This is a genomic window from Nioella aestuarii, from assembly GCF_050896395.1.
Taxonomy (GTDB): domain Bacteria; phylum Pseudomonadota; class Alphaproteobacteria; order Rhodobacterales; family Rhodobacteraceae; genus Nioella; species Nioella aestuarii.
In genome coordinates this window covers 39,151-51,776 of sequence record NZ_JBPBBA010000030.1, presented here as the reverse complement: position 1 = coordinate 51,776, position 12,626 = coordinate 39,151, and the positions used below count along the sequence as shown (strand labels likewise).

The window sequence follows — 12,626 nt, the reverse complement described above, 5'->3', positions numbered from 1 at the left end:
TCGTAGGTTCAAATCCTACCCCCGCAACCAAAATAAAACCACAAGATATCAAAGACTTATAAACCGCCCAAGGGTGGCTTTTTGTGTTGCTTCGCTGAGCGGGGAGGCACTGATGCACTGTGGAAGAATGCGAGACTGCGAGGATGGATGAAGGGCTAGATGGAAGCGATCTGGCCGTATGCTTTGATGAGTGACTTCATGACCACCTCTTCCCTGTTGTGCTTTGCAGTCGCGTTGGGGTTGTTTTGGATGTCCGAGTCCTCTCTGCAACATGTCAAACGCTTTGCTCAAGACTTCATATTTTTGCCTTAATTTTCTGGCACGCAATCTAGGTCTTGGGGGCAAAGAGAGCGAGCAGGCTAATGACCCCTACATATATGGGTGCCACGGAAAGCACCGTTGATGGACCTTGCCTTCATTCCACCTATGAAATGCGGGTCAGCGCCACGCCTTGGAAGCCTTTCATTTCGGGTCTCGCTCGGCGCATTGCCATATTACTTTGCCTCACCGTTGCATCTGTCGGAATGGCGTCGAGAGAGCTGTCAGCAAGCTCTGGTCATTCCAATACTGGCACTTACTTACCTGAAAGGGCCGGTGCCCAAGCTCCGCAGGGTGCGCAGGATCTTTGCACTCGCTTCACCTGGGCATGTGCAAGAGGGGGGCAAGGCTCCTCCATTCCTTCCGCGCTTATGGCAACGGTTCGGGCGGTCAACTTGGCAGTGAACCGGTCAGTTCGCCCAATCGAGGACGAAATTCAATACGGTGTGTCTGAGCATTGGGCTTTGCCTACACAGCGCGGTGGTGACTGCGAAGATTTTGCACTGCTCAAGATGATGCAGTTGATTGAGAGGGGTGTCCCGGCAAATGCTCTTCTCCTGGCGACTGTACTGGATCGTAGTGGAGGCAGCCACGCGGTTCTGATTGTTCGCACGGATCAAGGCGACATGGTGTTGGACAATCTAACTAACCGAGTGGTCGATTGGCGCTCGACCGGATACACCTTTCTTCGGATCCAGAACCCGGCAAACCGCAGTCAGTGGCGTGTTGTGAATGCAGGTGGCATCTTCGGGACGTCCTGATCGGTGTGCACTCTGCCAGAAGCCCATAGCAGCGACGGCTAAACGCATCATTTCAAAGGAACTCCCCGATTCGTTAACGTGGTTTGGCCGAGCTGAGATCAGGCCATGCCTTTGGGTGAACCGTTCTACTTTGTCCGCTGAGGGCCGTATGCGACAAAATAGTGTCATGCTTGTGTAGAGTGTCAGCAATAGCCCTACCTATTGTGTCTCTACCTGTATGTTGGGGCCGTATTCTGCGCCATTGGCTATCTATCCGTGATTTATTGAGAATTTTCTTGGACGAAGTGGCGTAAGTAGTTGACTTAAACAACTATTAGCATTGACATTGTGTCATTTTTGAGATTAGTTTCATCTGCTTACTAATTGTCATTTGGGGGGTACGATGAAGACTTCCAAACTACTCAACGCAGCAAGCATCGTGGCGCTTTCAACCCTGGTGGGTATCAGGGGAATTCCTGCTCAAACCATTATCGCTATTAGCACTCAAGGCCCGGACGAAGCAGCCGTACCTATGTGCGAACCAGATCAACTGGGGTTAGTTGACAGAGAGACAATTATTTCTGCCGAAGGCGAAGAGCCTGGCGCCCTGGCAACAGCCTTGTTCACGGTGCAAGCTGACGGCACCAAGTTTGGACCGACACTTGCATTCATGTTGGACCGCTATCGCAGTGAACGTGAGTTGGTGGTTACCACTTTCGCGGCTGTGTTCCCGCAAAATACGCTCGCAGTCACAGCAGCCGCGGTCGGGTGTGAGTGCTCCGGTGATGGGAATGATCGCTTAGAAGAGATCGCCGCGCTGCTCAACGCTATCGTGGAAGCCGTTCCAGGATCATTCTCTTCGGTCCTGCAATATGCCGCTGGCGTATGTCCAGCAGAGTTGGCGGGACTGCTAATCGCACCGCCGACAGCAACAATAGCACCGACGCAGGTGGTGACGGTGGACAATGAAGATCCACCTGACTACGGCTGATCGGCTCCAAAATGGTTAGTCATCAATCTCTTGGAGGTTTCAGCGGGCAAGCAAAGTTCGCTGAGATCAAGCTTCCCCCTGTTGTCGGCTATTTCCTGATCAAGGAACAATTCAACGAAAAGCGCCTGTCCTCATTTTTTCCGGAAGTGCAAAAATGGGTGCCAATGGTCAAAGAAGCCGTGCTTGGCGTCGATGCAGTTATGTCCTGGGGATACAAGGGTAAGAATGGTCCACTTGCCCGTGATTACGCTACACGCTGGCAGAAGCCACATTTCGTTATTGAAGATGGTTACTTCAGGTCGAATGGTTTGGGTGTGGATGGCGCTAAGCCCCTGTCGATTACCGTCGACGACCTTGGTGTATTCTATGATGCGACCCGACCGTCACGCCTGGAAGCGATGCTGCTGGCAACAGGAAGTCTATCCGACCAACAACAGTCCGAAGCGCAAGAACTGATTGAGCTCATAAGGAAGCTCAATCTTACCAAGTACAACCTGCCCTTCGATCCGTTTCCTGATCATCTTCCAAGCCGCGATTTCATCTTGATTGCGGATCAGACCTTTCAAGATCTGTCCGTGACTCTGGGTGCCCATAATGATCCGCAGGTATTCGAACGGATGCTGAGCTCAGCATTGGATGAGAACCCGAACACCAATATCGTCATCAAAACCCATCCAGATGTGGCTGCCGGAAAAAAGCAGGGCTGTCTGAAGGTCGACAGCCTGCCCAAAAACGTGAGCTTCTTGACGGACAACGTGAGCCCATCAGAGCTATTTCGAAGGACAAAGCGACTTTATACTGTTACCAGCCAGCTCGGCTTCGAGGCGCTGCTTTTCGGCGCAGACGTTACAACATTCGGCATCCCGTTCTATGCAGGGTGGGGGCTGACCGACGACAGACGACAAGCTGAGCGGCGAAATCGAACGCTTAGTCTTGAACAGCTCGCGCATACGACTCTCCTTCGCTACTGCCGTTATGCGATGCCTGACTCCACCGGGCTGTCGGCCCCATTGACGACGCTTCGACATCTTGGTCGCCAAAGACAGAGAATGGAGAGAACAGCGCGCGCAAACTTGGTGAGTGAGGCACCCTCATCCCTTGTGAGCGAGAGTGATGAGAACACCTGGACACAAGGCCTTACCCGTATCGCTTCTGCGGTTCTTGGAAAAAGCACCACACCCAATTCGGTAAAACATGCGTTGCTCACAACGTTCAGTGAGGTCGCGCACGCAGCACCAGCGAACAACGGGTTGCTGATGGAGTGGTGCGCTGAACAGGCCCTTCAGCATCTTGCGAGCAAAGATCGTCGCGTTGCCTTCGACATTCTTAGCAAAGCAGAAGATGCCTTTGGGCTTTCCTCTGCCGGTCGCCTGAAGCTTGCACAGATCGCTCTTTGCCTTGAACGCTACGAGGACGCGGAACGTTCGGCGCACAGACTGCTGAGTTCTGACCCCGACAATTCCGAAGCCTTCGATGCTTTGGTCGAGAGCTATAGGAAGCGCGGTCTCTACGACCAAATCATATCTGCTTCTTCGGGTCGCCTGACGAGTGGTGGCGACATGTCAAAGGAAAGCTTCGCGCAATTTGTGAAAAGTGTCATCGCAGTTGGGCAGGCAAAGCTGTTGGCAGACAGCATCCTAAACATTGCACCAAAATCCCTTGACCCCACGCTGGTCCGTTCGATGCATATCGAGCTTCTGTTTGAATGTAAGCGGTTCACGGAAGTCACCCGTCAACAACTGGTCCTTGGGTCAGAGATAGCCGACCATTTCGATGCAGCAATCGCCCATGTGAGTTCTCTCTATCTGGTGGGGCAGTGGGACCTTGGGAAGGAGATGGTCAGATTCCTAGAGCGGAAGTGGCCTGAGGAATGGAAGGAAAGACTATTTCTTCGGTTGCTCAAAAAGTTGAGCCGCTACAACGGGTTTGATGCGATACTGGATATTGTCTCCGATATCCAAACACGGCGAGCCCTTACCTGCCGCGAGACACTCATCGAGATCCGTGGATTAATCGGAACGGCACAGCCAGAAACCGCGCTGATACGTCTGTCAGAAACGGAGTGGAAACCGGTTCACTCGGATGATGTCATCGAGTTGCAGGCTCTTGCGCTGGCGTCTCAACGGCGCTTCGACCAAGCGGCGACAACGCTCAGCAAGGGGTTCGCTTTCCAAAACGCACCATTTCCGCGCGCGCATCAGGCAGCGTTATACTACTTGGACGCAGGAAATGAGGCCGCCGCAGAGGATCTGGTGGCCTTGGCGTGGAGACGGGTTGAAGAACAAGTCCTCAATCATAACCAGCCGGAGCAGCCTGACGAGATAATCCACTTCGTCTATCTGCGCAGGGCGTACCAACTGGTTGACTGGCTGTTGGAACATTTCGTCCGGCATGGCTGGCCAATGGCACAGGCGGCGAACTGGACGCGCAGACAAGCTGCATTGCTGCAGAACACTGGATCGTTGAGTGACTATGCCAATGCTGCGGGGCTGGCCGAGGTTTTTGCCAAGGCCCCAAAGCTGGCCAAGGCCGCAGAACTCACCCAGGACGAGGATGATAAAATCGAGAGCGCCCAAGGAGCGGCAGGGATCACACTTGGGATTTCAAACCTGTTCTCCAGCGGCGCTCACGAAGACCTGGAACCCGCGCGTGCTTTCTACAAGAAGCTTCTTCGATCGGCCGAAGAAATCAATCTGCCCATTCATCCTGTGCACCAGTGGCGAGGCAACGACCGATCGATGGGTGGCGACATGCGCCGATCAGATCCGAAAAGCCTTCGGCTGGTGTGGCACGGTTTCGGGAACGCACCCAATACCCTCTATGTCAAAGACGCTGCCCTGAAGGGATACTTGACTGTTGATCGCGCGGGCTATGCTGGATGGTCATCAATCGCAAGCCGGGGCAGCTACGATACCCGAATTGCGGCGACGGATTCAGACAGGGCGGAGGTGACGTTTCAAGAGCTGAGGGCAGAGTTCGTGGCCGAGAACCTCTCGAAGTACAGCCAGCCGCAAACGAGCTTTGTTTCGTCAAGGCCCTATGTCTTCTTCGCCATGCAGATGATTGAAGATACCGTTTCTCAGAACGCGCGGATACCACTCCTCGATTTGGCTGATGCTGTCATTGATTGGGCCCAGGACCGCGGCCTTGTAGTCGTTTTCAAAAGACATCCGCGATGCATGGATGCCCGTGTGAGCAAGTTCCTTGAAAATGCATCAACGGCAGAGAACGTGGTTCTTTCGAATGAGTCCATTCATGCGATAATACCTGGGGCAGAAGCCGTATTCACCGTCAACTCAGGTGTCGGGTTGGAGGCCCTTCTGCACCTGAAGAAGGTGATCATCTCAGGGCGCGCTGAATACGAAAGCTGTTGCGTTCAGGTGTCCAACCAAGAAGAGCTGGAACTGCTCGATCTTTCTACTGCGGACTTTCCAGAACCCGACTACATAAAGAGATTCCTTCATGTCTATGCTAGGGTCTATTGCTGCCGCGCAGATGACAATATGCGCATCGAACGCCGTACAAAAGCTTTGGCGCGCCTATTGCAGCTGATCAGCCCCATCTGAGTGGTCCGGATTGAGTGTCGGTGCATGACTGGCCTGGAGTCCACTGGGAGGATTTTCTCGGCAACCGCGCACCGTTTGCTGATCCGGCGGCGACGGCCGTGTGGTCCGGTCTTTCCCTGTCGACCGATTATGATGACCTGGTCGCGACCTACGTGGCCGCGGTTCTCGGTGTTGGTTACGGTCTGCGTCAGATCATCGAGGCTCAGCGCAGTCACGGGATCGCACCTTCCTCGATCGTTGTCAGCGGAGGGGCAGGGCAAAGCCCGGCCATCAAGCAGCTGATCGCCGATGCTACCGGTATGCCTGTGGCTGGATCGGCAAGCCCGGAGCCGGTCTTACTCGGGGCCGCCATGCTGGGGGCGGTGGCAAGCGGCGCCCATGACACCCTCGTGAAGGCCATGGCCGCAATGTCTTCGATCGAACGACAGTTTCTTGCTGAGGGTGGGCATATCAAGCAGATGCATGACGCCCGCTATCGGGCCTTTTGCACCTTGCAGGAGGCAGAACACCGCCTGCGCGCAGACCTTGCGGACCTGCGCTAGGGCGCACCTGACCCCGCCAAGAAGCGTTCTGCGGGCAGTGGCATCGTGTTCTCGGTCAGGGTGGAAACGATAACACCATGCGTCTGGCCGACCGAAAAATTTGAAAGCTGTAAGGCCAGAGAAATAAAAAATAATTCAACAAGATTAGTGGGTTAGGAGTGATCAAGAGATAGCTTTTTCCGTTCCGGATAAGGCTCTGGAATCGTAGTGGTAGCGTCGAGCTCGAAACAATCCGCTCATGGTCCCATCTGTGGGCAAAGCTTGATTTTTCTCGAGAAATGCTGGGATATAGGGCAGTTTATAAATAATGGATTTCTAACGCCCATGGTCTCTCGTTTCTTGCGCCGCCTGCTTCTATGCGGGTTTGGGCTGGGCGTTGCTGGATGCAGTGCTCAGGATTCTCCGCCGCCTGATGGCACTCCGATCATGGTCTGGGCCACAATCTACCGACTTGTGGATGGCCGCACAGATGAGGGCGGTGTTCCGATCCGCAACATGCGCGGACGAGAGATTGGTCCAACCGTTGCACGCGCAGATTGGTGCGCAGGGGCGCTGGCAGGCAGTTTGCGGGTTGGGGGCGAGGTTTTCAACTTTGCTGGTGTTACCGGCTCGCCTCAGGCCAATTGCAGCCATGGTCCGAGCGAACGGGTGCGTTGGCGCAGATCCCCGCATCCCTACGGCACGGGTGCCCGCAGCAATCCGCTGCATCCGTTCCGCACGATCGCTTGTGATCTGGGATGGGTCGGCGGATCAACGCCTTGGGTGAATGGCGGCTACCCAGAATTTGGTCAGCGCATCTACATCCCTGCCGCCGACGGCGTTACCCTGCCCGATGGCAGCGTGCATGACGGGATATTCATCTGCGAAGACACGGGCGGCGCAGTGATTGGCAACCACATTGATGTGTTCCTGGGGCCAATGGACGGACCGATGAGTCAGGTTATCACCCGAAACCCGTTCGATTTCGTAAGTCATAGCGACCATGCCGAGGTACAGGCTTTCCTGCTTCCGATGGAATCCGAGCTTGAAGCTGAGCCATCCTGCCGGGGACTGTTCTGCCCGCGCTAGGGGTTACTCGTCTTCGAACAGGCCTTCTGGCGGGTCGACAACCATCCGCCTTGCGGCCAAATCAACCGTTGGCACGATCGCCTGAGTGAATGGCACAAGAACGGTGCCGGACTTGCCGCGCTGGCGGATTTCCAGCAGGTCGCCTGCACCGTGGTTCAGCACGGCGTGAACCTGCCCGAGATCTGCCCCGCCGGTGTCCACAACGGCAAGGCCGATAAGGTCGGCGTGGTAGAATTCATCATCTGGCAGGGCAGGCAATGCGTCGCGCGGGGCAAATAACTTGGTGCCCTTCAGCGCGTCGGCCTCTTCCTTGGTCTTGACGCCGGAAAGGCGCACCGCGAAGCCGCCCTTGACCGGGCGGGTAATCGTCACCTTGAAGTCGCGCGTGCCTTTGTCGTCGGACAACGGACCATAGTCGCCAAGCGCCGAAGGCTCGGCACAGAAGCTTTTGACCCGCGCTTCACCCCGGACCCCATAGGACCCGGTAATCGCGGCCACGCAAACTCTGTCAGACATAACGAACCTCCATCGCGGGAAGATAAGCCTCAACCGGCGGTAATTCCACGTAAATCGCAACCCAGAACAGGAAGATGAAACCTGCGGCCACCAGCATCAGAATTGCCCCTACCAGCTTCGCCGGACCGTCGCCCAAAATCAGCAGGTAGAGTCCGAGAAACGCGAAGGCAATCGGCAGCAGGATCACGGCTCAGTCTCTCACCGGATCAGCAGGTCCAGCGTTTTGTCTCGCTGTTCCCATCCGAGCCGCTCCAATTCCGGTGTTTCACCATCCTCTTCGGGCCAGCCAACGCAGAGATAGGCGACGAGAGCCCAATCCTCCGGCACCTCCAGATCGCGCGTCAGCTGTGCGTCATCAAGGATCGAGACCCACCCGACGCCAAGCCCCCGCGCCCGCGCTGCCAGCCAGAACAGCATCAGGGCTGAAACGACTGAATATCGCAGCATCTCGGGCATGGTCTGTCGGCCCAGGCCCGCGCCCTTGGTGGTCGCCTCATCCGAGAATACGGCCAGCTGAACCGGGGCCTCGCGCATTCCTGACAGTTTCAGCCCGGCGTAGCGTTCAGCTGCATCGCCTTTATAGCCTGCCAGCGCCTCTGTATTGGCGGCCTCGAAATTGGCGAGGGCCAGCGCCCGTTTCTCAGAGCTGTCCACACGGACCAGCCGCCACGGTTCTGACAGTCCAACCGAGGGAGCAAGGGAAAAGGCGCCGAGGGCTTCCGCCAACAGCGCCTCGTCCACCGGGTCCGACCGGAAGCGGCGCACATCGCGCCGCCACCGCATCAGATCCGTCAGATCGTCTTGAAAGCCGCGAGAAAACGCGCGCATTCCGATTACTCTTCGGAAGCGGCTTCTTCTTCTGCCGGTGCGGCTTCGGCTTCGGCAGCTTCAGCGGCCTTGGCAGCTTTCTCTTCTGCGCGTTCCTGAGCTTTCTTGCCGGGGACGGCTTTCTTGGGGTTCGAACGCTCTTTCTTCTCGACGACGCCAGCAGCTTCGAGGAAGCGGGACACGCGGTCGGTCGGCTGTGCGCCTTCACCCAGCCAATACTGAACGCGTTCAATGTTCATCTGAACGCGGTCTTCGCTGTCTTTGGGCAGCAGCGGGTTGTAGGTGCCCAGCTTCTCGATGTAGCGGCCATCGCGCGGCATACGGCTGTCGGACGCCACGATGCGATAGAAGGGGCGCTTTTTGGAGCCGCCGCGGGCGAGCCGGATTTTCATAGCCATTGTGAGTTTCTCCTTTGAATGGCGGTCGAGGCCGTAGCCTCAGGATTGGTGTTGTTTGTGGTGCTGAATGACTTCAGCGATGATGAAGTTCAGAAACTTCTTGGCGAATTCGGGGTCGAGATCGGCCTCGTTTGCCAAATCCTCCAGCCGCGCGATCTGTTTGGCTTCGCGGGCCGGGTCGGAGGGGGGCAGGTCATGTTCGGCCTTGAGCCGACCCACAGCCTGGGTGTGTTTGAACCGCTCGCCAAGCGTGTAGACAAGGATCGCGTCCAACCGGTCGATGGACTCGCGATGCCCCTTCAGGATCTCGGCGGCGCGGGTGGTGTCGTCGCTCATTGCAGGGTCTCCTCTGCGCTGTGGCGGTAAACTTGGATGGCGTGGTTATGGGCGGCCTCAGCAGCGGAATCGCGCGCCGCGCCAAGCCGTTCGGTCAGCCGGATAGACCGGGCATTGTCATGGTCGATGGTGCTGACCAGCGTCTTCAGCCCGAGCGTGTCGAAGGCATAGGCACGGGCCGCGCGGGCCGCTTCCTGCGCGTAGCCGTGGCACTCTGCCTCGGGCAGGAACAGATAGCCCAGTTCCGGTTCATGGTCGCCCGGTTCAAACCCCAGAAGGACGAAGCCGATTGTCTTGCCCGTATCGCGGGTCTCGACCGTCCAGACGCCATGCCCCCGCAACAGCCAACAGGCGACCATTTGCGCGAAATCGAGCCAAAGCGCATCACGGTCGGTATTGTCGTCCACCAGATAGCGGCCACGCTCGCTTTCGCCGATGGCAGCGTAGATTTCGAAATCTTCGATCCGAGGGGCGCGCAGGATCAGCCGGTCGGTGTCCAGCATCGGCAGCGCGGCCTGAAGCTGCGCGGCGAACGTGGCGGCGGGGCCGGTCGCGGGGATCTCGTGCGGGGCGCGGATCATTGCAGCGCCTCCGGGGCGGGGTGGCGGTAAACCAGAATGACGTCGCCCTCGTCGGCTTCGGGTGCTTTGGCATTCGTGTCCAATTCGCATCCCATGCGTTCCGCCAAGGCGATGGACCGTGTGTTGCGGCTGTCGATATAGGACACCGCCGTCGGCCAGCCGAGATCTTCGTAGGCGAACCGACGCGCCTCTTTCGCGGCTTCAAGGGCAAAGCCCTTGCCTTCCGCATCAGCGTTCCAGACCGTCCAGCCAAGTTCCTGTTCCGGCCAATCCAGCGGATGCCAGGGGCCGGTCATGCCCACAGGTGTGCCCGGATCGGATTTCAGTTCGAAGACGAAGCTGCCATAGCCGCGCAACATCCACATACCGGCCACATGGGCAAATGCGCGCCACGCCTTGCCGGGTTCTGCGATCATCGCGCCCCCAATGAACTCGGCCCGGCTGGTTGCCGTGAAGGCGCACCAATGCTGCACATCCTCCATGCGCGGGCCGCGCAGGACGAGACGCTCGGTTTCGAGCGTGGGGATATGCGGCAGGGCCGTGGTCACTTCTTCTTCCCGAAGCCCGACAGGCCGGGGGGCAGGGGCGCGCCGCCAAGACCGGGCATGTTGCCCGCGCCGGGGGCACCGAGTTGTTTGGCGGCCTGTTCAAGCGCCGCCTGATCCATGCCACCCGCACCGGGGCCGCCGGGCATACCGGGCATCCCGCCGCCCTTGCCGAAGAGCGCGCCGAGGCCACCGCGCATCATGCCCTTTGTGCCCATCTTGCCGAGCTTTTTCATCGCGTCGGACATCTGGCGGTGCATCTTCAGCAGCTTATTCAGCTCGCTCACGTCCTGACCAGCACCCGCTGCGATCCGCTTCTTGCGGCTGGCCTGAAGCAGCGCGGGGTTGGCACGTTCGCGCTTGGTCATGGAGTTGATCAGCGCGATCTGGCGCTTGATCACCTTGTCGTCGAACCCGGCATCCTCGACCTGCTTGGCCATCTTCTTCATGCCCGGCATCATCGACATCATGCCTTCCATGCCGCCCATCTTGAGCATCTGCTCCAACTGGCCGCGCAGGTCGTTCATATTGAACATACCCTTCTGGAAGCGCTTCATCATGCGCTCGGCCTGTTCGGCTTCCAGCGTTTCCTGCGCCTTCTCGACCAGGGCCACGATGTCGCCCATGCCAAGGATGCGGCCCGCGATCCGCTCGGGCTCGAAGGTCTCAAGCGCATCCATCTTTTCGCCGAGACCGACGAAGCGAATGGGCTTACCGGTAATCGCACGCATCGACAGCGCCGCGCCGCCACGACCGTCACCGTCCATGCGGGTCAGGCAGACACCGGTCACGCCGATCTTATCGTCAAACTCCTGCGCGACATTCACTGCGTCCTGACCGGTCAGGCCATCGACGACCAGCAGGGTTTCACGAGGATTCGCGATGTCGCGGACCTCTTGCGCCTGAGCGATCAGTTCGGCGTCGATATGCAGACGGCCCGCAGTGTCGAGCATATAAACGTCATAGCCACCAAGGCTCGCTTGCGTCTTGGCGCGCTTGGCGATCTGCTGTGCGGTCTCTCCCTTCACGATCGGCAGCGTATCCACGCCGATCTGCACACCCAGAATAGCCAGCTGTTCCATGGCCGCCGGGCGGTTGGTGTCGAGTGAGGCCATCAGCACCTTCTTGCCCTCGCGCTCCTTCAAGCGCTTTGCAAGCTTGGCGGTGGTGGTGGTCTTACCGGAGCCCTGCAAGCCAACCATCAGGATCGGCGCGGGCGGATTGTCGATCTTCAGCGCGCCGGGATCGCCCTCGCCGCGCAGGGTCTCGATCAGTTCGTCATGAACGATCTTGATGACCTGCTGGCCCGGGGTGATCGATTTGGTAACGGCGGCACCGGTGGCTTTCTTTTCAACCGATTTGATGAAGTTGCGCGCAACAGGCAGGGACACGTCCGCTTCCAGCAGCGCAACGCGCACCTCGCGCATGGCGGTCTTAACGTCATCCTCAGACAGGGCGCCCTGCTTGGTCAGACGGTCGAAGACACCAGACAGGCGTTCGGACAGATTTTCGAACATGGGCACAGCCCCTTTTCATCTACTTCGGTTGCTGTCCCCCAGATAAGGGACCGCGAGGAATGCACCAACACCCCCGTGGGCGAAACTCGCTGACGGGGGGCGATCCTGAAAACAGACTCAGGACCGGAAAGCTGGCACTTCCCGGATATTGGGAGCCCGTTTACGGCTCGTCTTAAGGTGAGTCAAGCGCTGGTCGACGCTGTGTCTGTTCCAAGCCACTCATTGCAGCGCTGCGCGACTGCGTTGCCCCCTTGCCGTGACATCAGGAAGCCGATGGCGTAGTGCCCAGAGCCCTCGAACGGGCGAATGACCACGCGGTACACAGTGGATTTTCCGTTTTCGACACGGATTTCGCGTTCCTTAACGACGATAGAGTGAACAGCGGAGAGCGGCATAGTCTCGCTTCTGCGTCGGATGGCCAGCTTGCGGGTATAGACCACCTGATCGGCACTGCGATCTAAGATCAGCCTGTGCCAGCTGTTGCGGGAGAGCAAAGCAACAACCAAGACCCAAATTGCCAGCAGGTATCCCAGATAGGCCAGCCAGTTGAGTTCGCCCCACAAGTGAATTGGAATGGCAAAGCCGATGATCAACACCGCAATGAACACATAGATCAGAGACAGCTCTCCATCCTTTTCGCTAAGTACAAGCCGCTGATCGTTGGATTCCTGCACCTGCAT

14 protein-coding genes are annotated in these 12,626 nt (G+C 57.8%); 5 read left to right on the top strand and 9 right to left on the bottom strand.

Features of this window, described 5'->3' with window-relative positions; translation table 11 throughout:
• Positions 1-362: 362 nt before the first annotated feature.
• From ACROHD_RS15725 to ACROHD_RS15705, 5 genes are all read left to right on the top strand, one after another.
• Positions 363-1,079: a transglutaminase-like cysteine peptidase gene (locus ACROHD_RS15725; protein WP_432679212.1), complete on the top strand. Its 717-nt coding sequence runs from the start codon at positions 363-365 to the stop codon at positions 1,077-1,079.
• 382 nt (positions 1,080-1,461) lie between these two features.
• On the top strand, positions 1,462-2,049 hold the full coding sequence (locus ACROHD_RS15720) for a hypothetical protein (protein WP_432679210.1): 588 nt from the start codon (positions 1,462-1,464) through the stop codon (positions 2,047-2,049).
• A gap of 11 nt (positions 2,050-2,060) precedes the next feature.
• On the top strand, positions 2,061-5,615 hold the full coding sequence (locus tag ACROHD_RS15715; RefSeq protein WP_432679208.1) for a capsular polysaccharide export protein, LipB/KpsS family: 3,555 nt from the start codon (positions 2,061-2,063) through the stop codon (positions 5,613-5,615).
• Positions 5,616-5,635: 20 nt separating this feature from the next.
• Positions 5,636-6,157, top strand: a complete 522-nt coding sequence (locus ACROHD_RS15710; RefSeq protein WP_432679206.1) for an FGGY-family carbohydrate kinase — start codon at positions 5,636-5,638, stop codon at positions 6,155-6,157.
• 324 nt (positions 6,158-6,481) lie between these two features.
• Positions 6,482-7,225, top strand: coding sequence for a 3D domain-containing protein (locus ACROHD_RS15705; RefSeq protein ID WP_432679204.1), 744 nt, complete (start codon positions 6,482-6,484; stop codon positions 7,223-7,225).
• 3 nt (positions 7,226-7,228) lie between these two features.
• Here the strand turns inward: ACROHD_RS15705 and rimM are convergent, their stop codons facing one another.
• The 9 genes from rimM to ACROHD_RS15660 form a co-directional block, all read right to left on the bottom strand.
• A complete protein-coding gene (rimM, locus tag ACROHD_RS15700) occupies positions 7,229-7,741 on the bottom strand; it encodes a ribosome maturation factor RimM (protein WP_432679202.1) in 513 nt (170 codons plus the stop codon).
• Positions 7,734-7,928 (bottom strand): hypothetical protein, encoded by a 195-nt coding sequence (locus ACROHD_RS15695; protein ID WP_432679200.1) that lies wholly within the window; start codon positions 7,926-7,928, stop codon positions 7,734-7,736. Before ACROHD_RS15695 ends, rimM begins: the two co-directional genes overlap by 8 nt.
• Positions 7,929-7,939: 11 nt before the next feature.
• On the bottom strand, positions 7,940-8,569 hold the full coding sequence (gene bluB, locus ACROHD_RS15690; RefSeq protein WP_432679198.1) for a 5,6-dimethylbenzimidazole synthase: 630 nt from the start codon (positions 8,567-8,569) through the stop codon (positions 7,940-7,942).
• Positions 8,570-8,574: 5 nt separating this feature from the next.
• Positions 8,575-8,967: a 30S ribosomal protein S16 gene (gene rpsP / locus ACROHD_RS15685; RefSeq protein ID WP_432679196.1), complete on the bottom strand. Its 393-nt coding sequence runs from the start codon at positions 8,965-8,967 to the stop codon at positions 8,575-8,577.
• 39 nt (positions 8,968-9,006) lie between these two features.
• Positions 9,007-9,303, bottom strand: coding sequence for a chorismate mutase (locus ACROHD_RS15680; protein ID WP_432679194.1), 297 nt, complete (start codon positions 9,301-9,303; stop codon positions 9,007-9,009).
• Positions 9,300-9,884, bottom strand: coding sequence for a GNAT family N-acetyltransferase (locus ACROHD_RS15675; RefSeq protein WP_432679192.1), 585 nt, complete (start codon positions 9,882-9,884; stop codon positions 9,300-9,302). The genes ACROHD_RS15680 and ACROHD_RS15675 overlap by 4 nt, the downstream gene beginning before the upstream one ends.
• On the bottom strand, positions 9,881-10,432 hold the full coding sequence (locus ACROHD_RS15670; RefSeq protein ID WP_432679190.1) for a GNAT family N-acetyltransferase: 552 nt from the start codon (positions 10,430-10,432) through the stop codon (positions 9,881-9,883). Before ACROHD_RS15670 ends, ACROHD_RS15675 begins: the two co-directional genes overlap by 4 nt.
• Positions 10,429-11,946, bottom strand: coding sequence for a signal recognition particle protein (ffh, locus tag ACROHD_RS15665; RefSeq protein WP_432679188.1), 1,518 nt, complete (start codon positions 11,944-11,946; stop codon positions 10,429-10,431). The genes ACROHD_RS15670 and ffh overlap by 4 nt, the downstream gene beginning before the upstream one ends.
• Before the next feature lie 182 nt (positions 11,947-12,128).
• Positions 12,129-12,626, bottom strand: coding sequence for a cytochrome b-245 chaperone 1/Eros family protein (locus ACROHD_RS15660; protein ID WP_432679186.1), 498 nt, complete (start codon positions 12,624-12,626; stop codon positions 12,129-12,131).